We start from the raw sequence: 25,324 nt of genomic DNA on the forward strand, positions 1-25,324 counted from the left end.
GCTCTTCAGGGCTTTTTCAATGACGGTGGTGGCAGCGGCCAGGGCAGCCAGTGCCAGGGGTGGTCGCGGTTGGCCACCCATTGCGCCACGTCGTCTTCGGTGAATGCCACTCCGAGGCTGTCGGCGCGCGAATGGGCCACCCATTGGCGGCGGCCGCGTGCGCAGGCGGTGCCGAAATCCTGCCAGCCCTGAAAGCAGTCGGCCGCGCGCTGCGCGTTGTGGTGCAGGATCTGCCACTGCGTTGCCTCGTCCAGCCAGCCCAGCAGAGCTGCGGTGCGGGTGGCGAAGGCCACGCGCGCACAGGCCAGCGCCATGGCGTCGCGTGGCGCATCGTCGGGCCGCAAGGTATCCAGGCCCATGCGGAACCAGCGCTCACGCAGGTGCCCGGGCAGGGCGGCGCGGACCTGCTCGTCCGACATGTCGCTGCGCAGGCCCAGCAGGTGCAGCAGGGCCGGGCGCAGGGACTGCTGCAGCGCATCGGCCAGGCGCGGCATGCGCGCATCGGCGAAGCCGCCCTGGATGCGTGCGAAGGCCATGGGGTCGGCCAGGGCCAGGGTCCAGCTCCAGTGCGCGTCCAGCACATACTGCCGGCGCAGGCGGGGGCGCCCGTACCAGCGCAGAAACGGCCCCAGCACCCACAGCAGCAACCGCCAGGCCAGCCAGGCCAGAAGGCAGAACCCCAGCGCGAACACCAGCCAGGCGATCATGGCGTGCGCTCCGTGCCGTTCGGCGCTGCAGCAGTCAGTGCCGCCGCCACGGAAGCGGCCAGGGGCAGGCCCTGCAGCAGCGCCGGATCGCGCGCGGCCACCAGCCACTGCACCAGCACCGAGGGCGCGGGCAGCTCGCGCACCAGCGCCGGGCGGCTCTGGATGAGGCGCAGCTGGTCGGCCTCCAGCGCCACGTCGCGCACGGCGCACCAGCCCTGGGAGGTGTGCACGATGCCCATCTGCAGCGCGTCGGGCGGTGCATCCCCGCAGGTGTCGAGCTGGTTGAGCAGCGCGAGCACCTCGCCCTGGTAGCGCCCGATGGGCGGGCGGTTCTGCTTGCCCTTGATCTGGTCGATGGCCAGGCGGCCACCTTCGCGCACATGCGCGCTGATGGTGATGTGCGGCAGGTTGCCCGCCGTGCGGTAGGAGAACAGGCGCAGCCGGCCCTCTTCGCAGGCGCTGGCGTAGTGCTCGCCATAGCCGCCACCGAGGCTGCGGCGGTTGGCGAACTGGCCCAGGCAGTGGCGCATCATCTGGCTCTCGTAGGCCATCTCAGCGCGCAGGTGCGTGCTGTCCGGCCGCAATTCGACGAAATGCCCCTGCTCTCCCTGCCACACCGGGGCCACCGCGTCGGGCGCGTGCTCGCGCCAGCCGGCTGCGGCCTTGGCTTCGTAGGCTGCATGCTCCTCGTCCCACTGCGCCAGCGCCTGGGGGGCCGTCACCCGCTGCAGCTTGCCCTGCAGTGCAGTGCCTTCGCGCGACAGCAGGAATTCCACCAGCCGCGACTCCAGCGCCAGCACGGCCTCGGCCTCGGGATCGATCCACCACAGCGCCGTGGTGGGAGCGGCCGTGTGCCGTGGCGAGGCCTCCACCAGACGGGCCAGTGCCCAAGGCGGTACCGCTGCCGGTTTGAGCAGGGCCTGCGCCTGCTCGCGCTGCGTGACGGCCTGCACCGCAGGGGCGCTCGCCGGCAGGTTGCCCACCACGTGGCGGTAGAAGTGGTTGGCCAGCCAGGCGCGCACCTCCTCGGGGTCGTTGCGCGCGCGGCTGCGGCGCTCGATGGCGCTGCGGATGGCCGGCGCGTTGACCACGTCGCGCGCACCGTACATGCTGCGTGCCGGCGAAGCCCCCACGGCCACTACCAGACCTTCCACCAAGGGTTCTTCGCGCGCATGGCCTTTTTGCAGCGGTCCATGTTCTCGCGCGCGTACCCGGCCTGTTCCTGATCGTCCGGTTCACCGGGGCGCACCCTCTTGAGTGACTCCTGGTACAACGCCATGGCCCGCTCATACTGGCCGGCATATTCCAGCACGTTGCCTGCCACGCGCCGCATGCCGGGCAGGGGGCTGGCCAGGGTGCGGGGCATGTCCCGCTCCAGCCGCGCCAGCGCGTCGGCGGGCTGCGACCAGGCCAGGTCGCGCAGCATCACCAGCAGCGTGGAGAGGTAGTCCTCTTCGTTCTCGGCCTGGTCCTCCTGGTCCAGGCCGACCCACCATTCGTCCAGGCGCTGAAGCCAGATGGCGATCTCGTTGTCGCGGTCCAGCCCGTACAGCGCGTGGCACACGCCCTTGAAGTATTCCGTGGGGTCGTGGCGCCCGTAGCCGTGGTCGAGCGCGTAGTGCCACAGCCTGTCGGCGGCGGCAATGAATTCGGGTTTGCGCTCGGCCGCCTCGTAGCAGGACATGAGACCGTTGTGGTGCTCGGCAAAGGGGCTGGTGGCCAGGCCCTTGTGGTGCAGGTCGATGGCCTTGTCGTAGTCCTTGAGTGCCCAGCGGTAGTAGATGCCCAGGTTGTTGCACAGCATGGAATAGACGTGCACATCGGCATCGCGGAACCAGCCTTCGCCCGTGGCGAAGAAGCCATCGAAGTGCACCACGGCCGCCTCGTAGTAGCGCGCCTTGAGGGCGTCCACGTCGCGCTCGGGCCAGTCGCCATCGTCGATGCCGCAGGCCTCCTGGAAGCTGAAATCGAGCCACACGCCGATGTTGTAGCACCAGCCCGCTGCCGGTGAAGCGGGGAAGGGCCGCTGCAGCGCCTTGGCGATGCCATGCACCTTGGCGCGGCAGACCCACAGCGCCTGCAGCACGTCGGGTGCGGCCATGAAGGGCTCGCGCGCGGCGGATTCCAGCAGGGGCAGGGCGCCTGCGTGGTCACCGTCTTCAAACCGCTTGAGGCCCTGCTGCGCGGCGATGGCCGGGTGGGCGGGGTCCATCTTGCAGGCCTCCTGCAGGTGGTGCTGCGCAAAGGCCTGCGGTTCCTGCGGGTGGGCGGCCCACTCGGTGCCATCGATGGTGGCCGCAGACGCCAGGGCCAGGTGCCAGTAGATGTGCAATGGCCGGCCCGCCGTGCCGTGCTCTGCCAGCTGGGCCAGCGCCACCCTGCAGGCATGCCCGGCGGAGGTGGGGCGCTCGCTGCTGATGCACTCGTACGCCAGCCGGGCTGCCGCATCCAGGCGGCCGGCCTGCACCAGCCAGTCGAGCACCAGGGCGCTGAAGCTGTCGTCCTGGTCATCGGTCAGGCCGAAGCGGCCTTGCAGCCCCTGGGCGATGGCTGCGTCGAGTTGGCCCTGCCGGTGCAGCGCCTTGGCATGCAGGCGTGCGCGGCGCACCGAGACGTCGCGCTGCCGGGGGCGCGACAGGTCGGCCGGCATGCGCTGCGGCACCTGCTGCGCAATGGTGTCGATGCTGGACGGGTCCAGCACCACCAGCCGCTCGCCCAGCTTGAGCCAGTCGTTGTGGTCCACATCCTGTCCGTCCGCTGCATGGCGCAGGTGGTCCATGGCCTGCTGTACCAGTTGCTGCGCCTGCGCGGCATCGCCTTCGGCCGCCCTGGCCTCGGCCATGCGCGTGGCCAGCACGGCATCGTCCCAGGCGCGAAAGGCCGCCCGCCCCGGCTGCACCACCTGCAGCGCGTGGCGCGCCTGCACGCTGCGGCGCCACACGCCGTAGTGCTGGCTGCGTTCGGCCTGGCCGGCAAGGTGCTCCCAGGCATCGTCCGACTGGTGCTGCAGGGGCGGCTGTGCCAGCAACTGGGCCATGCCTTCGAGGGCCTGGTGCAGCTGCGGCACCTGGTCCGGCAGGGAGCGCAAGGCCTGGGTACGCGAAAAACCGGTACCGACCTGTGCGTCGTGCCGCTCGGCGGGTGGCAGGTCCTGCAGCAGTGCGGCGGCATGGGTGTCGATGGCCTGCAGCGCCATGGCGGGCTGGCCCGCCTGCATCCAGAGGGAATGGATGCGGTACAGCACCTCCAGCGAGGCCGGCTGCAGCACCTGCTGGCCCAGCATCCGCGCCAGCGCCTCGGTGCGCTGCGCCTGTGCGGCCGCGCCCTCCTGCTGCGGGGTCTCTTCCTCCTCATCCTCCTCGCCTTCGACCAGCGCTTCGGCCTGGTCCAGGTAGGCGTCAAGCAGCGGGCCGGACAGGGGCGTGGCTTGGGGGGCGGCAGTGCGGTCAGTCAGCATGGCGTATCGGGGGTGTCAAAGGCAGAGGGGCGCGCCGGGCAGTGCGCGGCGCAAGGATCGCGGCAGGTCCTCAGGGCGCCAGCAGCCATTCCTTGAGGGGCTGGCCGGCCCAGGCCTTGGCCTCGTCGCCGACGAAGGCCTGCGGCTTGGAGGCCGGCAGCTTGCGGCGCTTTTCCTGTGCGGCGATGGTTTTTTTCGCTTCGCCCATCCAGTCGGTCACCGACAGGCCTTCCGGGCCGGCCTGGCCGAACAGGGCTTCGGCAAAGGGCGTGTGGTTGCCCTCGTACTGGCACTTGAACGAGGTGCTGCGCACATCGGTCGCGGTCAGCACCACGCGGTTCGGCGCCTTCAGGGGCTCGATGAACGAGCCGCTGTAGCACGCCGACAGCACCACCAGCGTGGGCACCTTGCCCAGGGGCGCCAGGGCGTCGCTCAGGATCTTGGGCGTGATGGGTTGCTGGTTCTTGCCGCCCACGTTGACGCTGAGCAGTCCGGGGTTGGCGTGGCTGGAGATCAGCAGCAGCACGCGGTCGCGCGGGCGCGCCACCTCGGCCATCTTGGTCATCACCAGCGCGAAATTCTCGGCTGTGGCCTGGGGCCAGTCGGCGCTCTGGTCCTTGGCCGGGTTGGCCAGCTTGAGCATCAGGGCATTGGGGTCGATCCCGCTGACCAGCTTTTCGGCCAGCAGCACGTCGTTGCGGAAGGCCTTGGACTGCGAGTGCATCGCAAAGCCGGCAAAGATGATGCGGCCTGGCGGTTCGGCAGGCGGCTGGGGTTCGGGGGCTGCCTGGGGTGCAGGCGCCGAGGGCTCTGCCACCTGGACGGGGGGCGCAGCGCAGCCTGCGGCCGCGAGGGCCAATGCCAGGGCGCTGGCGTGGAAGAAGCGCCGCGTGGCGGCGTGGGGGGCAAGAGGCGATGGCATCGATGGTGTTCCACAGAAGGGCAAGAATCGGGGCAACCGGAGCGCGGCGCGCAGGCGGTGGCGAAGCGTGCGTATCGTAAGGGAGTGCCGTGGCGAGTCCAGCGCCTGTTTGGGTGAGTGGTGCAGCCGGGGTTGCGTTGTCGCCCATTGCCAGCAGGGATTGGATGCTATTGAATGGGTAGCAAACGACAAAAAGCCGGTGCATGCACCGGCTTCGTGTTTGTGTGGCAAATGTCACGCTTTCATCATGCGGCCCGCAGCGCCGGCCGTGCCAGGCGGCTGGCATGCAGCCAGGCGCGGCGCAGCACGGGGGGCGACCACGACTCCTCGGGGATCAGCAGCAGGCGCTGCGCACGCATCGCCTTGCCCAGGGCGATCTGGCTGGTCAGCACTGCCAGTGGAATAGCCAGCGCCAGCGGCAGGCCCACGGGCATCAGCCACAGCAGGGCGCTGCCATCGACGAAGGCCACGCCCAGGGCCAAGAGGGCGATCACGGCGGTCATCGGGGCGAGCTGGCGCGTGGCCTGGCCCCAGGGCACGGCATTGGCTTCGCGGGGTGGCGACTTCCATTGCAGTTCCAGGCCGGTGATGGCCAGCAGCACGAACAGCGAGTGGGCCAGCATGCGCACGGGCGCCTGCAAAATGGCCAGCACGCTCTCGACCACGGCGCTCTTGACGAGGCTCCAGCCACCACCGTACTGCGACTGCTCCTTGCGCATGAACACGGCGGTCACGCCCAGGATGCGCGGCAGGAACAGCATGGACACCGTCCAGCCCCACAGGCCCAGCAACTCGGCTGGCAGGATGTGCCAGTTGGCCACCACCGGGGCACCCGACAGCCACAGGGCCGTGCCCAGCGTCAGGAAGGCCAGCCACAGCGGTGCCGACAGGTAGGCCATGGCGCCGGTCACGAACATCGAGCGGTGCACGGCATGGATGCCGGGCTCGGCCATCAGGCGGGCGTTCTGCAGATTGCCCTGGCACCAGCGGCGGTCACGCTGCAGCTCGGCCAGCAGGTCCGGCGGTTGCTGCTCATAGCTGCCGATCAGGTCGGACACCAGCCACACGTGGTAGCCGGCGCGGCGCATCAGCGCGGCTTCGACGAAGTCGTGCGACATGATGCCGCCCGACAGGCCGCCCTTGCCTGCGATGGGGGCCAGCGCGCAGTGCTGCATGAACGGCTCCATGCGGATGATGGCGTTGTGGCCCCAGTAGTGCGACTCGCCCAGTTGCCAGTACTGCATGCCCAGGGTGAACAGGCGCCCGGTGACGCGCGAGGCGAACTGCTGCGCGCGGGCGTGCAGCGTGACGTGGCCGATGGCCTGCGTCGCGGTCTGGATGATGCCGGCGCTGGGGTTGGCTTCCATCAGCTTGGCCATGGAGACGATGCAGTCGCCGCTCATCACGCTGTCGGCGTCGAGCACCACCATGTAGCGGTAGTCCTTGCCCCAGCGGCGGCAGAAGTCGGCCACGTTGCCCGCCTTGCGGTGGCTGCGGCGCGTGCGCAGGCGGTAGTACACCTGCACCTGGGGCTGCTGGCCGTGCTCGGCCAGGGCGCTGCGCAGGTCTTCCCAGGCGGCATGCTCCGCCTTGGCGATGTCCTTGTCGTAGCTGTCGGACAGCACGAACACGTCGAAGGTGGCGCCGTGGCCCGTGGCCGCGACCGATTCGCAGGTGGCGCGCAGGCCGGCGAACACCGTGGCCACGTCCTCGTTGCAGATCGGCATGATGATGGCCGTGCGCGCCTCGGGCGAGAGCGGGTGCGATGCCACGCTCTTGGCCGACAGTGCATGGCGGTCACCGCGCAGCATGACCCAGAAACCCATCATCCCGGTCATGAAGCCGGTAACCACCCAGGCCGACAGCAGCGCGAACAGCGCCATCTGGCCATAGCCCAGCCAGGCGTTGTCGTAATCGGGCTGCACGCCGGCGAACAGGGTGGTGGCCAGTGTGGTGCTGAGCACCGTGAGCAGCGCAAAGGTCCAGCGGCGGCGCTGGGCGGCGCCCTGCCAGGCCTCGTGCTGCATGCCGGCCGGGGTGGCCGGTGGAGCGCTGCCGGGGCGGCCGGTCAGGCGCAGCAGCAGCGCGGTGCCGATGCTGTTCCAGAAGCCGCGCCAGGGCAGCGGCACCATGGAGCCGCGGTGGAGCGGCGGCGCGGTCACGGAATTGGGGTGGCGCTCCTCGCGCAGCGTGCTGCGCTGCGTGCGAGGGGCACCACGGTCTTCAGAGGCGAGGGGCTCTGACGGGCTTACTCGGGAAGAATGATGTGCGTCCATGTTTCGCTCACAGCGTGGTTGTCGTGTTGAAGGAAGGCGCGCAGCTCGATCGGGCGATCGGCCTGCTGGCGCTGTACGCGCACGGTCATGCGCCACTGCCCGGTGGCAGGGTTGCGGTAGGCCGCGTTTTCGAGAACCTTGCCGTTGGCGTCGGCGGTGACCACGGCCTTGACGGCGGCGTCGGCGGGCAGGGCGGCCAGCGCAGGGCCCGTGAAATCGACCACGTACTGCACCTGCTGGCGCAACTCCTGCGCGCTTTGCTGGGTAAAGCCCATGCCGCGACGAGACTGCGTGACCCAGCTGCCCGGCGGGCGCTGCTGTTCATCGCCCTGCCAGCCGAGCTCGTACGAGAACTCCAGCGGCGTGCCCGGGGCGGGCAGCTTGGCCGGCACCCAGTAGGCGACGATGTTGTCGTGCGTTTCGTCGGGCGTGTTGTTCTGCACCAGCTCCACCCGGCCCGGGCCCCAGTCGTGCAAGGGGCGCACCCAGGCGCTGGGGCGGCGTTCGTAGCGGGCTTCCACGTCCTCGTAGCTGGCCCACTGGCGGTCGCGTTGCATCAGGCCGAAGCCCTTGGGGTTGGTGGTGGTGAACGAGGTCACCAGCGTGCTGCCCGGGTTCTGCAGCGGGCGCCACAGCCATTCACCCTCGCCCGTGGCGACCATCAGGCCGTCGGAGTCGTGCACCTCGGGGCGAAAGTCCTGCTTGCGCGGCTGGTTCTCGCCAAAGAAGAACATGCTGGTCAGCGGCGCCACGCCCAGCGTGCCGATGGGCTTGGCGGCGTTGCCGCGCACGAAGACCCGGGCGCGCACGGTGGTCAGCGTCTGTGGCCCGGGCGTGATGTCGAAGCGGTAGGCACCCGTGGCGCGGGGCGAGTCGAGCAGCGCGAATACCGTGACTTGCTTGCCTTGGGGCCCGGGCTTGACCAGCCAGAAGTCGGTGAAGCGCGGAAACTCCTCGCCCGTGCCGCCCACGGTGTCGATCGCCAAGCCGCGCGCCGACAGGCCGTACTGCTGGCCCGCACCGAGTGCGCGGAAATAGCTCGCGCCCTGGAACACCGCCAGCTCGTCCTTGTACTCGGGCGAATTGAGGTGGTTGTGCAGGCGAAAGCCCGCAAAACCGAGGTCACCCCAGGCCTGGGGCTGCACGGTGTTCTTGCCGTAGTCGAAGTCGGCGCGGCTGTAGCTGATGTCGCGCGTGCCCGAAGGCATCACCTCATGGATGCGCACCGGCTGGGTCTGGTACAGGCCCAGGTGGAAGAACATGGCCTCGAAGGGCATCTTCTCTGCGCGCCACAGGGCACGCTCGGGCTTGTAGCGGATGTCACGCACCTGGTCGTAATTGAGCTGGGCCAGGTCTGCGGGCAGCTTGTCGCTGCCTGCGTTGAAAGGCTTGTCGGCGCGCTCACGCGCCAGCTTCGTCAGGCTCTCGAAATCGAACGCCTGTGCCTGCGCCACGCTGGCCGCCAGCAGGGCAGACAGTGCCACTGCGGCAGCAGCACTGCGGCGCAGGGGGCGTGAAAGGGAGGGAAATACAGCATCCATGCCGGCATATAGGGCAAACCCTGTGCCAGCTCGAAAAAAAGCTTGTATATCAACAGCTTAGGTGCTGGTTGGCCTGTAAGCAGATGTGCAATGCAGCAAAACGGCCCCAAAAGGCCGGTTTTTGTCGCCGAATGGCGACAGGGGGATGGCTGTGTATCGCCAATCCCTTTGAAATCAAGGACTTACTCCTGTCGCTCATCGGCGACGTCATCGCCCAGGCCCTCGTCCGGGCTGGCGTCGCTCTTGAAATGGCCGGGGGTCAGCGCATGCTTTTGCAGCAGCCGGTAGAACTCCGTGCGGTTGCGCTGGGCCAGGCGTGCGGCGTCGGCCACGTTGCCATCGGTCATCTTGAGCAGGCCCACCAGGTACTCGCGCTCGAAGCGCTGGCGCGCGTCGGCAAAGCTCAGCACCGGGGCCGAGGGGATGCGCAGCGCGCGCTGCACCAGGGTCAGCGGCACCAGCGGCGTGGTGGACAGTGCACACACCTGCTCAACCACGTTGAACAGCTGGCGCACATTGCCGGGCCAGGCCGCCGTGGTCAGGGCCTTGAGCGCCTCGGGCGCAAAGCCCGACAGGCGCTTGTCGTACTTGCGCGCCAGCCGGTCCAGGAAGTGGTTGGCCAGCAGGGCGATGTCCTCGCGCCGCTCGGCCAGCGTGGGCAGTGCCAGCGTCACCACGTTGAGGCGGTAGTACAGGTCCTCGCGGAACTGGGCCGTGGCCATGGCGGCCTCCAGGTCGCGGTGGGTGGCCGAGATGATGCGCACGTCGATGGGCGTGGACTGGCTTGACCCCACAGGCCGCACGGCCCGCTCCTGCAGCACGCGCAGCAGCTTGACCTGCAGGGCCGGCGGCATGTCGCCGATCTCGTCGAGCAGCAAGGTGCCGCCCTCGGCCGCCTGGAACAGGCCCTTGTGGTTGCTGGTGGCGTCGGTGAAGGCGCCCTTGACGTGGCCGAACAGCTCGGATTCGAGCAGGGCCTCGGGGATGGCGCCGCAGTTGACTGCCACGAAGGGCTTGGCCGCGCGCGGGCTGGCCCGGTGGATGGCCTGGGCCAGCAGTTCCTTGCCGGCGCCGCTGTCGCCCAGCAGCAGCACGCTGGCGTCCGACTGGGCCACCATGTAGGCCTCGGCCAGCAGCTCGGTCATGCGGTTGGAGCGGCTCACGATCTCGGCGCGCCAGGCCTCGTTGGCATGGGCCTGGGCCACGACCGGGGCGCTCAGCGCCAGGGCCTCCCCAATCTTCTCGAGCAGGTCCTTGCCGTCGTAGGGCTTGGTCAGGTAGGTGAACACGCCGCGCGAAGTGGCCTCCACCGCGTCGGGGATGGTGCCGTGCGCGGTCAGCAGGATCACGGGCAGCGAGGGGTGGCGCTCGCGCACCTCGTCGAACAGGGCCAACCCATCCTTGCCCGGCAGCCGCACGTCGCTGAGCACCAGCTGGGGCCGGGCCATTTCGAGCTGGGCCAGTGCCGCTTCGGCCGAGCCCACGGCAATCACCTCGTAGTCCGCAGCCTTCAGGCGCAGCGAGAGCAGGCGCAGCATGTCGGCATCGTCATCGACGACCAGGATGCGTTGTCGGCCGCTGGCGGGCTTGCTGGTGGGCGGCATGGTTTCAGCGGACCTCGCTGGCTGCGGGGGCGGGTGGCCGGGCGGTCATGCTGCGCTCGATGGCACGCACGGCCTCCAGCCGTTCGTTGAGCTGGTCGTTGCGGCGCTGGGCATCGCGCAATTGCTGTGCCTGCCGCTCCAGTTGCTCTTCCAGCCGGCGCTGCTGCAGCAGCCGTGCTTCCAGCAGGCGCGCCAGGGGTTGCAGGGGCTGCGTGGCGGTGTCGTTGTGGCCCAGCAGGCGCTGCACCTGCGCCAGGGCGCGGGCCGTGTCCACGGGCTGGCGGGTCTGGGCCAGGGCCAGCGCCAGGTGCAGGGGGCTGGCGGCCAGAGTGTCCTCGGCCTCGCCCAGGCGGGCGATTTCACGGGTCAGCTCGGCAGGCGGCATGCGCTGCACGCGGTCGGCATAGGCCAGCGCCTGGGTGAGCTGGGCAGATTCGGGTGCAGGCGCGCGGGCCTGCGGCGCGGTTTCCCGGGGGGGCTCGGCGGGGGGCGGTGCCAGGGGCAGGGGGGCTGGCACCACCACCGCCACGGGGGCGGGCGGCGTGCCTGCGGGCGGAGTGCCGATGCAGGCGGCCAGCAGCGCTGTGGGCGCCAGTACCAGTGCGCCGATCTGGCGGCGCGCAGCACGGGTGGATGACAGGCTAGGAGGCATGGGGCAATTCGATGCGAAAAAAGGAATGGTCGCCATCTTCCACCAGTTCCACCCGGCCGCCGTGGGCGCCGATGTATTCCTGAACGATGGACAGGCCTACGCCGGTGCCGCGCACGGCATCCTCGGGCTGGCGGGCGCCGCGGTAGAAGGGCTCGAAGACATGGGGCCGGTCGGCGGGGGCCACGCCAGGGCCCTGGTCGACGACGTCGATGCGCACCCGGCCCGGCACCCGGGACACTGCCAGGCGCACCGTGCCCTGCTTGGGCGAGAAGCGGATGGCGTTGGACAGCAGGTTGCCGATGGCCGAGGCGATCTTGTCGCCGTCGATGGCCAGCGAAACGGGCGAGCCCTGTACCACCACGCGCAGGCTGCGGGCCTGCCACTGCAGGCGCTGGGATTCGACCTGCGCCTCCAGCAGCGCGATCAGGTCGGTGTCGCGCCGGTGCAGTTGCCGGGCCTCGAAGGCGGCGGCGTTGAAGCGCAGCAGCGCCTCGATCTCGTTTTGCAGCACGATCGTGTTGTGGTGCAGGATCTGCGCCACCTCCTGCTGCCCGGGGTTGAGCTCGCCCGTCACGCCGTCCTGCAGCAGGGCCACGCCCTCGCGCATGGAGGCCAGCGGGGTCTTGAGCTCGTGCGATACATGGCGCAAAAAGCGCGCCTTGTCCGAGTCGAGTTCCAGCAGGCGCAGGCGCAGCCATTCGAGCTGCAGGCCCACGCGGCGCACGTCGGCCGGGCCATTGATCTGGATGGGTTGCTCCAGGTCGTTCTCGCCCAAGAGGCGGATGGCGCCTTCTAGCCGCTTGAACGGCCGCGCCAGCCAGATGCCGAAGGACAGCGCCAGCACCAGCGCCAGCACGATCACGCCCACCACCTGGTGCGTGACCTCGCGGCGGCTGGCGTCGACCTTGGCCTGCAGGGCGCTGTTGCGTTCGGCATTGAGCTCCTGCACCGATTGCACGATGGCGTTGTGCAGCGTGTCGAGCGAGGCGAACTCCTCGGCTGCGGCGCGTTCGTTCTCCAGCGACACGGCGGCCGGTGCCGCCATCAGCGACTGCACCGTGGCCAGGTGGGCGCGCCACTGGGCCACGTGCCTGGCCGGCAGGCCGCCGTCCTGCAGCTGCTGCAAGGTCTGCCGGGCGTCGCGCGCCATATCGTCAAAGCCCCGGCGCAACTGCGCGTCGCCCAGCACCAGGGATTGCCGTGCCGCCCGCTCCATGGTCTGGCCGCGCTGGCCCAGGGCCTGCGCAGCGGCGCTCAGGCGCGTGGCCTGCACGGCGCCCTCGCGGCTTTGCACCATGAGCTGCTCCAGCGAGTACAGGGCCCCCAGTGAACTGGCGCCCAGCAGGCCGGCAATCAGCAAAAAGGCCAGCAGCAGCAACTGCTGGAACGACAGGCCATGCAGGCGGTTCCTGCCCGGTTCACCCACGCGTGAAGCGCTCGATTCGGCCATGGAGAGTGGAATGGGCCGCAGCTCAGGCCGTGGCTATTTCTTGCACCACCACCTCGCCGCGCAAGGTGTAGGCCTTGGCCTCGGTGATGGTCACGTCCACCATCTGGCCGACCAGGCGCGGCTGGCCCACGAAGTTGACCACGCGGTTGCACTCGGTGCGGCCCATGAGCTCGGTTGCGTCGCGCTTGGAGGCGCCTTCCACCAGAATGCGCTGCACCGAGCCCACGCGGCTTTCGCTGATGGACTTGATATTGGCGTTGATCACCGACTGCAGGTGCTGCAGGCGGCGCAGCTTTACCTCGTGCGGCGTGTCGTCGTGCAGGCCGGCGGCGGGTGTGCCGGGGCGCGGGCTGAAGATGAAGCTGAAGCTGTTGTCGAAGTGGACGTCGTCGATCAGCTTCATCATCTTGCCGAAGTCTTCCTCGGTCTCGCCGGGGAAGCCGACGATGAAATCGCTGCTCATGGCCAGGTCGGGGCGGATGGCGCGCAGCTTGCGCACCGTACTCTTGTATTCCATGGCCGTGTAGCCGCGCTTCATCGCCATCAGGATGCGGTCGCTGCCGTGCTGCACCGGCAGGTGCAGGTGGTTGGCCAGCTTGGGGATGCTGGCGTAGGCCGCGATCAGGCGCGGCGTGAACTCGTTGGGGTGGCTGGTGGTGTAGCGGATGCGCTCGATGCCGGGGATCTCGGACACGTACTCCAGCAGCAGCGCGAAGTCGGCGATCTCGGCCGTGCCGCCCATCTTGCCCAGGTAGGCGTTCACGTTCTGGCCCAGCAGGGTGATCTCTTTCACGCCCTGGTCGGCCAGGCCCGCCACTTCCACCAGCACGTCGTCGAACGGGCGGCTGACCTCCTCGCCACGCGTGTAGGGCACCACGCAGTAGCTGCAGTACTTGCTGCAGCCTTCCATGATGGAGACGAAGGCACTCGCGCCCTCGACCCGCGCCGGGGGCAGGTGGTCGAACTTCTCGATCTCGGGGAAGCTGATGTCCACCTGCGGGCGGTCCAGGCGCTCGCGCTGGTTCAGCAGCTCGGGCAGGCGGTGCAGGGTCTGGGGGCCGAACACCACATCGACGTAGGGCGCGCGCTTGATGATCTCGGCGCCCTCCTGGCTGGCCACGCAGCCGCCCACGCCGATCTTCACGCCGCGCGCCTTCAGGTGCTTGATGCGGCCCAGGTCGCTGAACACCTTTTCCTGTGCCTTCTCGCGCACCGAGCAGGTGTTGAACAGGATCAGGTCGGCCTCGTCCACGTTCTGCGTGGGCTCGTAGCCCTGTGCGGCGTGCAGCACGTCGGCCATCTTGTCCGAGTCGTACTCGTTCATCTGGCAGCCGAAGGTTTTGATGAAGACTTTTTTGGCCATGGCAGTCAATTCTCGTGTCCGAATGGGGATGCGGCGGCACGCGTGGGGCGGCCGCTCTGGGTGGGGGGGTGGGCGCGCGCGCGGCCCACCGGGACCGGGCTTACTTCTTGACCGGGTCCGAGTCGGTGCGGAAGTTGAACTGGATCGTGTCCCCAGGACCTTTGCGTGGCTGGGCCGCCTCGCCCTGGGTCAGGATCCAGGCGGACAGCAGCATGCCCGTGCTGTTCTCGATCAGGTAGTTGACCTTGAAGGTCTGGCCCTGCACGGTGTGCAGCATCACCAGCGTGTTCTGCGGGGTGAACAGGCGCATGCCCGGCGCCATGCGGATGGTGTTGCCATTGAGCTTGGCCTCGGATCCGGCCAGCACGGTCAGGTTGCCGCGCAGCGAGGCATCGGGGAAGTTGCGCATCTCGCCCATGCCGCCGGGCACCTGCTGGGCCTTGACCGGGGCGGCGGCGCACAGCAGCGCGGCAAGACCGGCGGCGGCCAGGGCGCGCAGCGGGGATCGGCCTTTGCGGGCTTGGGAAGTCAGGGCAGGGGTGCAGCGGTTCATGGTGTGTATCCAGAGGCTGTGAAGCAAGGTGGGGAAGGCGATTTTACCGGCCGGTGCACTGGCAAAGGCGTTTTGGAACAAGCCCTTACCGTGCACACCATGCGCCGAAACAACGCTGGCCCAAGAAAAAACCCGCAGCGCCAGGGCGCAGCGGGTTTTTGGATGTGGTGGTGGTAGGTGGACTTGAACCACCGACATCAGCATTATGAATGCTGCGCTCTAACCAACTGAGCTATACCACCGCAGACAGAAATTATAGAACAAAAATTATTGGTGTGTAAAGTTCGCGGCGCGTTTGTTCACGAAAGCGTCCATGCCTTCCTTCTGGTCCTGGGTGGAGAACAGGGCGTGGAACAGGCGGCGCTCGAACATCACGCCGTCCGACAGGCTGCCTTCGAAGGCGCGGTTCACCGATTCCTTGGCGGCCATCACGGCGATTTGCGAGAAGCCCGCGATGACGAGGGCAGCGCCCAGGGCTTCGTCGGCCAGCTTGTCGTAGGGTACGACGCGGCTCACCAGCCCGGCGCGCTCGGCTTCGGTGGCGTCCATCATGCGGCCCGTGAGGGCCATGTCCATGGCCTTGGCCTTGCCCACCGCGCGCGGCAGGCGCTGCGTGCCACCGGCGCCGGGGATCACGCCGAGCTTGATCTCGGGCTGGCCGAACTTGGCGTTGTCGGCGGCGATGATGAAGTCGCACATCATCGCCAGCTCGCAGCCGCCGCCCAGGGCAAAGCCGCTCACCGCGGCGATCACGGGCTTGCGGATGGAGCGGATGGTCTCCCAGTTGCGCGTGATGTAGTCGCCCTTGTAGGTGTCGGCAAAGCTGTACTTGGCCATGGCGCCGATGTCGGCGCCCGCAGCGAACGCGCGCTCGCTGCCGGTGACGATGACGCAGCCGATCTTCTCGTCGGCATCGAAGGCCTTGAGGGCCTGGCCCAGCTCGTCCATCAACTGGTCGTTGAGGGCGTTGAGCTGCTTGGGGCGGTTGAGCGTGACGATGCCGACCTTCTCGGCTTCGGTGCGCACTTCAATGGTTTCGTAGGCCATGGAATCGAATCTCCTGTGGTTGTTGGTGTGTTGCTCGGTCTCTGCCGGATGACTATACCCAAGCCCCAAGCCGTGGACACTGCCTACGCGAGCCAGCGGCCCACGGCGGCACTGTTGGTCACCCCCAGGCTGATGGTGTCGGGCGGGGCGCCCTTGCGGTCGGCGGCATCGGGAGGCAAGGTCAGCGGCAGCTGCAGCAGCCGGCCATCGCGCGCCACCACGGCCACCAGCTTGTGCTCGCTGCCCGCATAGAAGGCCACATCGTCGAGCTTTTGCACGCGCCAGCCCTGCCCATCCACCAGCACGCCCAGCCACTCGTCGCCGGCGGCAAGCCCGGCCTTTTCGGCGGCACCACCGCGCAGCACGGTCTTGACCTGCACGCTGTGGTTTTCTGCCACGCGCATGCCCAGGCGCTGCGCCAATTGTGGGCGCTCGGCCTTGAGCAGCACCCCGTGGGCCGCCAGCAGTTCGGCCAGCGGCAGCTCGGCGGTGCTGTGCACCCAGGCGTCGATCTCGCTGTCGAACGAACGGTGCCCCAGTTTCTGCAGCACCGCGCGCAGGTCGGCCTCCGCCATCGGGCCGCCTTTGCAGTGTTTCCACAGCGCTCGCATCACCTCGTCCAGCGTGGTCTTGCCGTCGCGGCGCAGGGCCAGGTCCAGGCACAGGCCCACCAGCGAGCCCTTGGTGTAGTAGCTCACCGTGCCGTTGGCGGTGTTCTCGTCCTGGCGGTAGTACTTGACCCAGGCATCGAAGCTGGCCTGGGCCACCGTCTGCACGTGGCGCCCGGGGGTCTGCAGCACCTGGTTGATGGTCTTGGTGATCAGCTTGAGGTAAGTGGCGTCGTCGATCAGGCCGGCGCGGCGCAGCAGCAGGTCGTCGTAGTAGCTGGTGAAGCCTTCGAAGAACCACAGCAACTGGGTGTAGTTCTCGCGGTCGTAGTTGTAGCGGGTGAGCTCGGCCGGGCGCAGGCGCTTGACGTTCCAGGTATGGAAATACTCGTGGCTGATCAGGCCCAGCAGCGTGGTGTAGCCGTCGCCTGCGCGCGCTTCGCCCTGGCGTGGCAGGTCGCGCCGCCCGCAGATCAGTGCGGTGGAGTTGATGTGCTCCAGCCCGCCGTAGCTGTCGCCCACGGCGTTGAGCATGAACAGGTAGCTCTTGAACGGGGCCTTGCCCTTGTCGCCGTGCCAGAAGGCCATGGCCGTCTCGCAGATCTTCTGCGTATCGGCCAGCAGGCGCTTGCCATCGAACGAGGGCGCGGCGCCCGCGACGACGAAACGGTGTGCTACGCCACCGGCCGTGAAACGCCCGCTCCAGAAGGTGCCCATCTCCACCGGGCAGTCCACCAGTTCGTCGTAGTGCGCGGCGGCATAGGTGCCGAAACCCGCCTTGTCGGTGGCGCGCGCCGCCAGCCCCGTGGCGACGGACCAGTGCGCGGTGGCGGCGGTGCTGGCCACCTCCAGCGTGTGCGCGCCGTCCTCCTGGCCGTGCACGCGCAGGCACAGGCTGGTGCCGTTGAAAAAGCCGCGCGCGGCATCCAGCCACGCGGTGCGCACCGAGTTGTCGTAAGCGCAGACCTGGTAGGTCAGCACCAGTGCCTGGCCAGGGCGGCACTCCACCTGCCAGCGGTTCTTTTCCAGTTGGGCCAGCGGCACGCTGCGCCGGCCCTGGCGGGCCCCCAGCTGCTGCAGATTCTTGGAAAATTCGCGCACCAGGTAGCTGCCCGGTATCCAGACCGGCAGCGACAGCTCCTGCAGCTCGGCCGGCGCGGCCACTGTAAGGGTGACCGAGAACAGGTGGGCGTTGAGGTCGGCGGGCTCGACGCGGTAGTGAACGGGGGCGGGGTGGGTGTCGTCGGTGCGCTGGGTGGCCATGGGCGGTGCTTTGCGTGGCGTGGGGCCTGGCACCTCGGGGCACCAAACCCGCGGATGTCTGTCAGTTCGTGGTGGGCGTGTCGGCGGCGGCTTCTGCCAGCCGCTTTTCCACGTCCTGCGCGCCGATGGCGCCCGGCACGCGGATGCCATCGGCAAAGATCAAAGTCGGTGTGCCGGTGATCTTGTGCTTCTTGCCGAACGCCAGGTTGCGCTGCAGCGCGTTCGTGTCGCAGCTGGCGGCCGCGGGGGGCTTGTCGCGCACCATCATGTCCTGCCAGGCGGCGACCTTGTCCTTGGAGCACCAGATGTTGCGCGATTTTTCGGCCGAGTCGGGGCTCAGGATGGGGTACAGGAACAGGTACACCGTCACGTTGTCCACCTTCTGCATGTCGCGCTCGAAGCGTTTGCAGTAGCCGCAGTTGGGGTCCTCGAACACCGCCACCTTGCGCTTGCCGTCGCCGCGCACGATGGTGAAGGCGTCCTTGATCGGCAGGGCCGAAAAGTCCACGGCCGTGATCTTGGCGATGCGGTCTTCCGTCAGGTTGCGGCGCGCCTTGGTGTCGATCAGCTCGCCCTGGATCAGGTAGTTGCCCTTGGCATCGGTGTAGAACACGTCGGTGCCGATGCGCACCTCGTACAGCCCCTGCATGGCCGTGGGGCTGATCTCGTCGATCTGCTTCATCTGCGGAATGCGCTCGGCCAGGGCCTTGCGGATGGCCGCTTCCTGGGCCATGGCCGACAGGCCCAGCAAGGCCAGCGCGGCGCCTGCCAGCACGGTGGAAATCAGTTTCATGGTGTTCTCGCTCGCTTCAATTGGGTCTGGCGGGCCTGCACATGGGCGCAGCCCCTGGTTGCCGGTAAGTGGGTCAGTGGATGCCCATGGCCTGGCGGGCCACGAAATTCTTGATCGGTCCGCTGCGCTCGAAGCCCTTCATGCCCCAGTTGCGCAGCGCCTGCCAGGGTCCATCCTGGCGGGCGAACAGCTGCTGCAGCCCGTCGGTGGCCAGCCCCATGGGCAGCAGCGCGGCCTTGCGTTCCCTTTCATAGCGGCGCAGCAACTTGGTGTCGGCCACGCTGCGCCAGTAGTCCCGTCCGTGCAGCAGCCCGGCCAGTGCCTGGGCATCGGCCAGCCCCAGGTTCAGCCCCTGGCCCGCCAGCGGGTGCACGTTGTGCGCGGCATCGCCGGCCAGCACAAAGCTGCGCTGCTGCTTGCCCTTGGGCGCCAGGGCACCGCACCAGCGGTCGGCCCGGGCCTGCTGCAGCGGCCAGGAGGCGCGCTCGCCCGCCAGTTGCAGGCTGCCCAGTGCCCGCTGGCTCGCCGCTTCCAGCCGCTCTGTGAATTCCTCGGGGGCCAGCGCCAGCAAACCCGGCACCTGTTCCTTCTGAACAGACCACACGACCGCCACGGAGTTCCCTTCGGGCCCGCCCAGGGGCAAAAAGGCCAGGATGCCGTCGGGCAAAAACCACTGGCGCGCCACCTGGCCGTGCGGCAGCTCGCAGGTCAGGCGCGTGGCAATGGCGTGCTGTTCATAGGGGGTGACCTCGAATTCCACCCCAAACTCGGCGCGTGTCTGGCTGGCGCGGCCTTCGCAGACCACCGTCAGCGCGGCGTCCACCGGCTCGCTGAGCGTCTCGACCTGGGGCTGGTAGCGCACGGCCTCGGCCAGGCGGGTCTCCAGGGCCGGCACGTCCACGATCCAGGCCAGGGCGTCCACCCCCTGGGCCTGGGCATCGAAGCGCACGGCGCCACCCTGGTCGCCCGCCACCTGCATGCTCGTGACCGCCGTGGCATGTGTTGCGTCGGGCCAACTGCGCAGGCCCTCCAGCAGGGTGCGCGAAGCACTGTTCAGGGCGTAGGCCCGCACGTCCGAGGTGGCACCTGCCGCGGGGGCCGGGCCAGCCACCAGGGCCACCCGCAGCCGCTCGCGCGCCAGCAGCAGGGCCAGGGTGCGGCCCACGATGCCCGCGCCGCGAATACAGATATCAAAGGTTTGCGCCATGCGGCCCATTGTAGGAGCGGCTCCGTTGCCTGCAGGGGCAGTGCAGAATTGGGGCCTTTCCCTGTCCGTTCTTTTCCAGGAGCGCCGCCGCGTGAGCTTCAGCACCGAATCCGACCTGTCGGGCACCATTGCCCGGCTGTTTGTCTACCCCATCAAGTCCTGCGCCGGCATCGAGGTGCGCGAGGCCCTGCTCACCGAGACCGGCCTGGACCTGGACCGCGCCTGGATGGTGGTCGACCCCGAGGGCCAGTTCATCACCCAGCGCGAGCTGCCGCGCATGGCGCTGATCCGCCCCCAGCTCAAGACCGAGGAGATGGTGCTGCGCGCCCCCGGCATGCTGGCCCTGCACGTGGGCATCGACGTGGTGGAAGAGCCCATGACCGTGACGGTATGGCGCGACACCGTGCCCGCCTGGGACATGGGCGCCGTGGCCGCCCAGTGGTTCACCGACTTCCTGGGCACCCCCTGCCGCCTGGTGCGCTTCGACCCCGAGGTGCGCCGCCTGTCCAGCATGGACTGGACCGGCGGCGTGGAGGCGCCGAACCAGTTCGCCGACGGCTTTCCGGTGCTGGTGGCCAGCGAGGCGTCGATGGACAGCCTCAATGAGCGTCTGGCCGCCGCCGGCCACGCGCCCGTGGGCATCGAACGCTTTCGCCCCAACGTGGTGCTCGCCGGGGTGGAGGCGCACGACGAAGACCGCGTGGACCAGATCCGCATCGACTCCGAAGGCGGCGAGCTGCAGCTCGTGCCCGTCAAGCCCTGCGCGCGCTGCCCCATCCCCGACATCGACCCGGCCACGGCCGAGAGCACGCCAGCGGTGGGCGACACCCTGCGCGCCTACCGCCAGGACAAGCGCCTCCATGGCGCCATCACCTTCGGCATGAATGCCATCGTGCGCCAGGGCGCGGGCCAGATGCTGCGCGTGGGCCAGCGCGTGGCGGCCGATCTGCGCTTCGATTGAGGGCTTGTCCGGGGTGCTGCAGGTAGGGTGCGCGGCAGCCCCGTAAAATCGGGGTTTGTCTCCCGAATTCCAGAAAGCCCTGCCATGAGCCTCCAATGCGGCATCGTGGGCCTGCCCAACGTCGGCAAGTCCACCCTCTTCAACGCGCTGACCAAGGCCGGCATCGCCGCCGAGAACTACCCGTTCTGCACCATCGAACCCAATGTGGGCGTGGTCGAGGTGCCCGATCCGCGCCTGGCCCAGCTGGCCCAGATCATTTCGCCCGAGCGCATCGTGCCGGCCATCGTCGAGTTCGTTGACATCGCCGGCCTGGTGGCAGGTGCCAGCCAGGGCGAAGGCCTCGGTAACCAGTTCCTGGCCCACATCCGCGAGACCGATGCCATCGTCAACGTGGTGCGCTGCTTCGAGGATGACAACGTCATCCACGTGGCCGGCCGCGTCGACCCGATCTCGGACATCGAGGTCATCCAGACCGAGCTGTGCCTGGCCGACATGGGCACCGTGGACAAGGCCCTGAACCGCTACAGCAAGGCCGCCAAGTCAGGCAACGACAAGGACGCCGCCAAGCTGGTGACGCTGCTCACGCGCATCCAGGCCGCGCTCAACGAAGGCAAGCCCGCCCGCTCGGTCGATATCACCAAGGAAGAGCAACCCCTGCTCAAGTCCCTGTGCCTGATCACGGCCAAGCCCGCGATGTTCGTGGGCAACGTGAGCGAGGACGGCTTCGAGAACAACCCCTTCCTCGACCGCCTCAAGGAATATGCCGCCAGCCAGAACGCCCCCGTGGTCGCCATCTGCGCCAAGATGGAAGCCGAGATGGCCGAAATGGGCGACGAGGACCGCGACATGTTCCTGGCCGAGATGGGCCAGACCGAGCCAGGCCTGGCCCGCCTGATCCGCGGCGCCTTCAAGCTGCTGGGCCTGCAGACCTACTTCACCGCCGGCGTGAAGGAAGTGCGCGCCTGGACCATCCACATCGGTGACACGGCGCCTCAGGCGGCCGGCGTGATCCACGGCGACTTTGAGCGCGGCTTCATCCGCGCGCAGACCATCGCCTTCGACGACTACATCGCCCTCAAGGGCGAGCAGGGTGCCAAGGACGCGGGCAAGATGCGCGCCGAAGGCAAGGAATATGTCGTCAAGGACGGCGACGTGCTGAACTTCCTGTTCAACGTTTGACCCCTGGCAGATTCCCCGGCAGACGCTCCCGGCGCCTGCCCCGCATCCCTGCAGTGCCTTGTGCGTGCAGGGATTTTTTTCATGTGCCCCCGGCGATGCGCCGTGTGCCGATGCCCTGATGGACCCATGAACACCGGAATCCTCTACGCCAGCCTGGCCTATGTCGCCTGGGGCCTCTTGCCCCTGTACTTTCGCCAGGTGGCCGATGTGTCGGCGCTCGAAGTGGTGGTGCACCGCACCGCCTGGGCGCTCCTGTTCCTGCTGGTGGTGCTGGGCGTGCGCCGGCAGTGGGCCTGGCTGCCGGCCCTGCTGCGCCAGCCCCGGGTGGTGCTGGCCTTCGGGCTGTCGGCGCTGCTGCTCTCGTCCAACTGGCTGACCTATGTGTGGGCGGTGCAGAACCAGCATGTGGTGGACGCCAGCCTGGGCTACTTCATCCTGCCGCTGGTGAACGTGGCCATGGGTTTCTTCTTTTTGCACGAGCGGCCCCGGCGCGGGCAGTGGCTGGCGCTGGCCGTGGCGGCTGCCGGTGTGCTGTGGCTCACGGTGCAGACCGGCAGGCTGCCGTGGATTGCGCTGGTGTTGGCGCTCACTTTTGGTGTCTATGGCCTGCTGCGCAAGCTGGCGCCCCTGGGTGCGCTGGAAGGGCTGACCCTGGAGACGCTGATGCTCGCGCCGCTGGCCTTCGGCGCCATGGCCTGGTGGGCCTGGCAAGGGCAGGGCGTGCTGGTGCAGGGCGATGCCGCCTCGGTTGGCTGGCTGGCGCTGGCGGGGCCGCTCACGGCCATCCCGCTGCTGCTGTTCGCTGCCGGTGCCCGCCGGCTGCCCCTGGCGACGCTGGGCGTCCTGCAGTACATCTCGCCCAGCCTGCAGTTCGCGCTGGGCGTCTGGCTGTTCCATGAGCCCCTGCAGCCGTCCCGGCTGGCAGGCTTCGTGCTTATCTGGGCTGCATTGCTCGTCTACAGCCTGGAGGGCTGGTGGCAACTGCGGGCAGGCTCCGCCGCCGTGGCGGCAGGGCGCTGATGGGGGTGGCTACTGGAAAACACGGGGGCAATAGCGATAGGCTGTACCTAAAATACCGGGTCCCATGATCGGGGCCCTCGACTGGGCGTGTGCGCCATGTTTGTGCGGGCGAGGCCCTGCTGGCTGTCCATTGACTGAAAAAACGAACGTTTCCAACCAAGTGCACAGACCACCATGGGCGCCACCTCCCCTTTCTCGACGCTCTTCGGACGCAAGAAGCCGCTGTTTGCCAACACGGACGCCTTTCCGCTGACGGACGCCATCCTGGAGTTCGATGACTCCAGCGACGAGACGGCGATCCACCACCACCCTTCGCGCAGGGAAATGGATGCGGCCGGCCAGCCACGCGATCTGGCCACTGCCCGCCGCTGGTGGATCGCCAGTGGCCTGATTGCCTTGTATTTCGTGGCGATGCTGGTGTTCCATGCGATGGGCCTGGTGCAGACGCGCACCGTGTTCGTGGCCCTGGCGCTGGTGGCCGTGTTCGTGCCGGTGTTCGCCATGGTTTTTGCACTGGGCCTGCACCATCGCTCCAAGGAAAAGCAGCTCAAGCTGCCCATTGCCGCTGTGGCCTATGGCGGCCTGCTGCTCATCTGCTACCTCGACCCCATCATGCAGATCCTGATGGCGCCGTTCGCCTTTGTCGTCGTGGCCTATTCCATGTACCGCGTCTCGGGCCGTGCGCTCATTGCCCTGGCGGCCCTGCTGCTGCTGGGCTATGGGGTGGTGATCGCGGTGCACTACGCAGAGCAGTCCAACGACGCGCTGCTGCGGCTGGAGCTTGCGCACTGGCTGTCGCTGGCGTTCGCGCTGCCGGCCGTCATCCTGCTGATCGGCAAGGTGCAGAAGCTGCACCGTGTGCTGCACCGCGCCAGCCGCAAGATCCGCAACATCCAGCAGGATGCGCAGCGCGACACGCTGGTGGGCTGCTTCAACCGGCGCTACACGGTGGCGGCTCTCGAAGAGCAAAAGCAGCTCGCCGATGAAAGCGGCATCCCGCTGTGCCTGGCGGTCATCGACCTGGACCATTTCAAGCGCATCAACGACGAGCTCGGCCACCTGGGTGGCGACGAGGTGCTGCGCACGTTCTCGCGCGTGGCGCAGGACAACGTGCGCGCGGGCGACATCTTCGGGCGCTACGGCGGCGAGGAGTTTCTGCTGATCTTCCCGGGCACCTCGCTGCTGCCCGCGCTCAATACCTGCGAGCGCATCCGCTCGCACGTCGAATCGCACCCCTGGACCGGTGTGCTCAAGAGCCGCGTGTCGGTGTCCATCGGTGTCACGCAGTACATCCTGGGCGAGTCGGTGCTCGAATTCTTCTCGCGCGCCGATACCGCCATGTACATGGCCAAGGAAGGCGGGCGCAACCAGGTGGTGGTGGAGGAGCCCGTCTCCAAGGGTGATTCGTCCATCGCGCCCCTGGGCACCGAGAAGGATTTCCTGGGTACCCCCGCGCCCTGATCGCTCGCTCGATCAGGTGCCGATCTGCCCCGGCATGAAGTGCAGCAGCACCGTGGTCATCACCAGGTAGCGCATGAACTTGCCCACCGCCATGTAGGCCAGGCACGGCCAGAACGGCAGCTTGAGCCAGCCGGCCACGGCGCACAGCGGGTCGCCCACCACGGGCAGCCAGCTGAGCAGGCAGGCGCGGGCGCCAAAGCGTTCCAGCCAAGCCAGCGCACGCACATTGGTCGTGTGCCCGCGGGCCTTGTCCACGGCCTTGTGCGCCCCGAGGCCCATCCACCAGCTGACCCCGCCGCCCAGGGTGTTGCCCACCGTGGCCACCAGGATGGAGGGCCAGTACATCTCCGGGTTGAGCTTGATGAGGCCGAACACGGCCGGCTCCGAACCCAGCGGCAGCAGCGTCGCCGAGATGAACGAGACCACGAAGACGGTGCTCAGGCCGAACTGCGGCAGGGCCAGCCACTGCATCAGCTGGTGCATCCATATTTCCATGCACCGGAGTTTAGGGGCACCCCGCGCACGAAAAACCGGGTGAAGGTTCCGTCCTACACCGGCGCGCGCCATCCGCGCATGGCCCGTGGCAAGCGGTGTTTGTATCGTTCATGGACGCTACCGCTCAAGCAGGAGGCCCCCATGCACAGCACCCACCGCACCATCACCGCAACTCACCGCAGCCCCTGGCTATCGCTGGCAGCGGCTGCGCTGCTGGCTGCATGCGTGCAAAGCCCCCAGGCGGCAGTGCCCCAGCCAGTGGCTGCGTTGCCATCGGGTGCGATCAGCGTGGTGCAGGAGCGCGGCTGCGGTGCCAATGGCCAACCGGCGGCCCTGCGCTCTGCGCAAGACGGCCTCAAGGCCCAAGGGATGGCGCTCAAGGCCCAGTGCAATATCCAGACAGGTGCCTGGGTGGTGCAGGTCATCGTGGTCGACGGCATGCGCGCCAGCAAGGTGGTGCGCGGGCCGCTGGCCGATGGAGGCGAGGTGGACATGGGAACGCCTTCCGGCGTGCTGAGCTCTGCCACGCAGAACCTTTCGCCGGACGTGCACCACAACCGCCAATGGCTGCGCGCTTTGATGGCGCACCACCAGTTCGACAACCTGCCCGACGCCTGGTGGCACTATGCCCAGCGCGGCGTGCCGGCAGGGGCCGACGACACCGACCTCGCGGCGCGCTGACTAGACATCCCGGACGGCGCGCAGCGGCATTGTTGCGCCGCAGCACAGACGGGCTGTAAAAGTCGCGCAGATTTCATTTGCTGA

At 68.4% G+C, this 25,324-nt stretch carries 21 protein-coding genes and 1 tRNA gene; 5 read left to right on the top strand and 17 right to left on the bottom strand.

What is annotated here, in order from left to right:
- Positions 1–5: 5 nt before the first annotated feature.
- The 16 genes from ACSQ9E_RS00855 to ACSQ9E_RS00930 form a co-directional block, all read right to left on the bottom strand.
- Positions 6–707 carry a DUF1266 domain-containing protein gene (locus ACSQ9E_RS00855; protein ID WP_436216593.1) on the bottom strand — a complete coding sequence of 234 codons (702 nt, stop codon included), beginning with the start codon at positions 705–707 and terminating at the stop codon, positions 6–8.
- Complete coding sequence (locus tag ACSQ9E_RS00860) at positions 704–1,861, bottom strand: hypothetical protein (protein WP_436216594.1); 1,158 nt, start codon at positions 1,859–1,861, stop codon at positions 704–706. Before ACSQ9E_RS00860 ends, ACSQ9E_RS00855 begins: the two co-directional genes overlap by 4 nt.
- Entirely contained in the window at positions 1,846–4,164 is a 2,319-nt protein-coding gene (locus tag ACSQ9E_RS00865) for a hypothetical protein (protein WP_436216595.1), read from the bottom strand. Before ACSQ9E_RS00865 ends, ACSQ9E_RS00860 begins: the two co-directional genes overlap by 16 nt.
- 70 nt (positions 4,165–4,234) lie before the next feature.
- On the bottom strand, positions 4,235–5,086 hold the full coding sequence (locus ACSQ9E_RS00870; protein ID WP_436216596.1) for a C13 family peptidase: 852 nt from the start codon (positions 5,084–5,086) through the stop codon (positions 4,235–4,237).
- A gap of 245 nt (positions 5,087–5,331) precedes the next feature.
- Entirely contained in the window at positions 5,332–7,362 is a 2,031-nt protein-coding gene (mdoH, locus tag ACSQ9E_RS00875) for a glucans biosynthesis glucosyltransferase MdoH (protein ID WP_436216597.1), read from the bottom strand.
- Entirely contained in the window at positions 7,335–8,903 is a 1,569-nt protein-coding gene (locus tag ACSQ9E_RS00880; protein ID WP_436216598.1) for a glucan biosynthesis protein G, read from the bottom strand. The genes mdoH and ACSQ9E_RS00880 overlap by 28 nt, the downstream gene beginning before the upstream one ends.
- A 182-nt stretch (positions 8,904–9,085) precedes the next feature.
- Positions 9,086–10,507, bottom strand: a complete 1,422-nt coding sequence (locus tag ACSQ9E_RS00885; RefSeq protein WP_057201724.1) for a sigma 54-interacting transcriptional regulator — start codon at positions 10,505–10,507, stop codon at positions 9,086–9,088.
- A gap of 4 nt (positions 10,508–10,511) precedes the next feature.
- On the bottom strand, positions 10,512–11,159 hold the full coding sequence (locus ACSQ9E_RS00890; protein WP_436216599.1) for a hypothetical protein: 648 nt from the start codon (positions 11,157–11,159) through the stop codon (positions 10,512–10,514).
- Positions 11,149–12,609 carry a sensor histidine kinase gene (locus ACSQ9E_RS00895; protein ID WP_436216600.1) on the bottom strand — a complete coding sequence of 487 codons (1,461 nt, stop codon included), beginning with the start codon at positions 12,607–12,609 and terminating at the stop codon, positions 11,149–11,151. Before ACSQ9E_RS00895 ends, ACSQ9E_RS00890 begins: the two co-directional genes overlap by 11 nt.
- 22 nt (positions 12,610–12,631) lie before the next feature.
- On the bottom strand, positions 12,632–13,972 hold the full coding sequence (miaB, locus tag ACSQ9E_RS00900; RefSeq protein WP_436216601.1) for a tRNA (N6-isopentenyl adenosine(37)-C2)-methylthiotransferase MiaB: 1,341 nt from the start codon (positions 13,970–13,972) through the stop codon (positions 12,632–12,634).
- Between the two features lie 100 nt (positions 13,973–14,072).
- The gene (locus tag ACSQ9E_RS00905) at positions 14,073–14,525 is read right to left on the bottom strand and encodes a hypothetical protein (RefSeq protein ID WP_057269028.1); all 453 of its coding nucleotides are present in this window, start codon (positions 14,523–14,525) and stop codon (positions 14,073–14,075) included.
- A 165-nt stretch (positions 14,526–14,690) separates the two neighbouring features.
- A tRNA-Met gene (locus ACSQ9E_RS00910) sits at positions 14,691–14,767 on the bottom strand.
- 25 nt (positions 14,768–14,792) lie between these two features.
- Positions 14,793–15,572, bottom strand: a complete 780-nt coding sequence (locus ACSQ9E_RS00915) for an enoyl-CoA hydratase (protein WP_436216602.1) — start codon at positions 15,570–15,572, stop codon at positions 14,793–14,795.
- An 83-nt stretch (positions 15,573–15,655) separates the two neighbouring features.
- Positions 15,656–17,443, bottom strand: coding sequence for a M61 family metallopeptidase (locus ACSQ9E_RS00920; protein ID WP_436216603.1), 1,788 nt, complete (start codon positions 17,441–17,443; stop codon positions 15,656–15,658).
- Positions 17,444–17,504: 61 nt separating this feature from the next.
- Entirely contained in the window at positions 17,505–18,236 is a 732-nt protein-coding gene (locus tag ACSQ9E_RS00925; protein WP_057269025.1) for a DsbC family protein, read from the bottom strand.
- Between the two features lie 73 nt (positions 18,237–18,309).
- Entirely contained in the window at positions 18,310–19,443 is a 1,134-nt protein-coding gene (locus ACSQ9E_RS00930; RefSeq protein ID WP_436216604.1) for an FAD-dependent monooxygenase, read from the bottom strand.
- A gap of 91 nt (positions 19,444–19,534) precedes the next feature.
- Between ACSQ9E_RS00930 and ACSQ9E_RS00935 the strand changes: the two genes are divergently transcribed.
- The 4 genes from ACSQ9E_RS00935 to ACSQ9E_RS00950 all read left to right on the top strand — a co-directional run bounded on the left by ACSQ9E_RS00935 (position 19,535) and on the right by ACSQ9E_RS00950 (position 24,064).
- On the top strand, positions 19,535–20,404 hold the full coding sequence (locus ACSQ9E_RS00935) for an MOSC domain-containing protein (RefSeq protein ID WP_436216605.1): 870 nt from the start codon (positions 19,535–19,537) through the stop codon (positions 20,402–20,404).
- An 84-nt stretch (positions 20,405–20,488) separates the two neighbouring features.
- A complete protein-coding gene (ychF, locus tag ACSQ9E_RS00940) occupies positions 20,489–21,583 on the top strand; it encodes a redox-regulated ATPase YchF (RefSeq protein ID WP_057201733.1) in 1,095 nt (364 codons plus the stop codon).
- 126 nt (positions 21,584–21,709) lie between these two features.
- Positions 21,710–22,603 (top strand): EamA family transporter RarD, encoded by an 894-nt coding sequence (gene rarD / locus ACSQ9E_RS00945; protein ID WP_436216606.1) that lies wholly within the window; start codon positions 21,710–21,712, stop codon positions 22,601–22,603.
- 174 nt (positions 22,604–22,777) lie between these two features.
- Complete coding sequence (locus ACSQ9E_RS00950; RefSeq protein WP_436216607.1) at positions 22,778–24,064, top strand: GGDEF domain-containing protein; 1,287 nt, start codon at positions 22,778–22,780, stop codon at positions 24,062–24,064.
- 12 nt (positions 24,065–24,076) lie between these two features.
- On the opposite strand, the gene ACSQ9E_RS00955 is transcribed toward ACSQ9E_RS00950, so the two are convergent.
- Positions 24,077–24,547: a YqaA family protein gene (locus tag ACSQ9E_RS00955; protein WP_436216608.1), complete on the bottom strand. Its 471-nt coding sequence runs from the start codon at positions 24,545–24,547 to the stop codon at positions 24,077–24,079.
- A 153-nt stretch (positions 24,548–24,700) separates the two neighbouring features.
- Here ACSQ9E_RS00955 and ACSQ9E_RS00960 point away from each other — a divergent pair, with 153 nt between their 5' ends.
- The gene (locus ACSQ9E_RS00960; RefSeq protein ID WP_436216609.1) at positions 24,701–25,240 is read left to right on the top strand and encodes a D-Ala-D-Ala dipeptidase; all 540 of its coding nucleotides are present in this window, start codon (positions 24,701–24,703) and stop codon (positions 25,238–25,240) included.
- Positions 25,241–25,324 lie beyond the last annotated feature (84 nt).

Origin of the sequence: Acidovorax sp. LjRoot118, assembly GCF_964253575.1 — a bacterium.
In the GTDB taxonomy this organism is placed as follows: Bacteria; Pseudomonadota; Gammaproteobacteria; order Burkholderiales; family Burkholderiaceae_C; genus Acidovorax.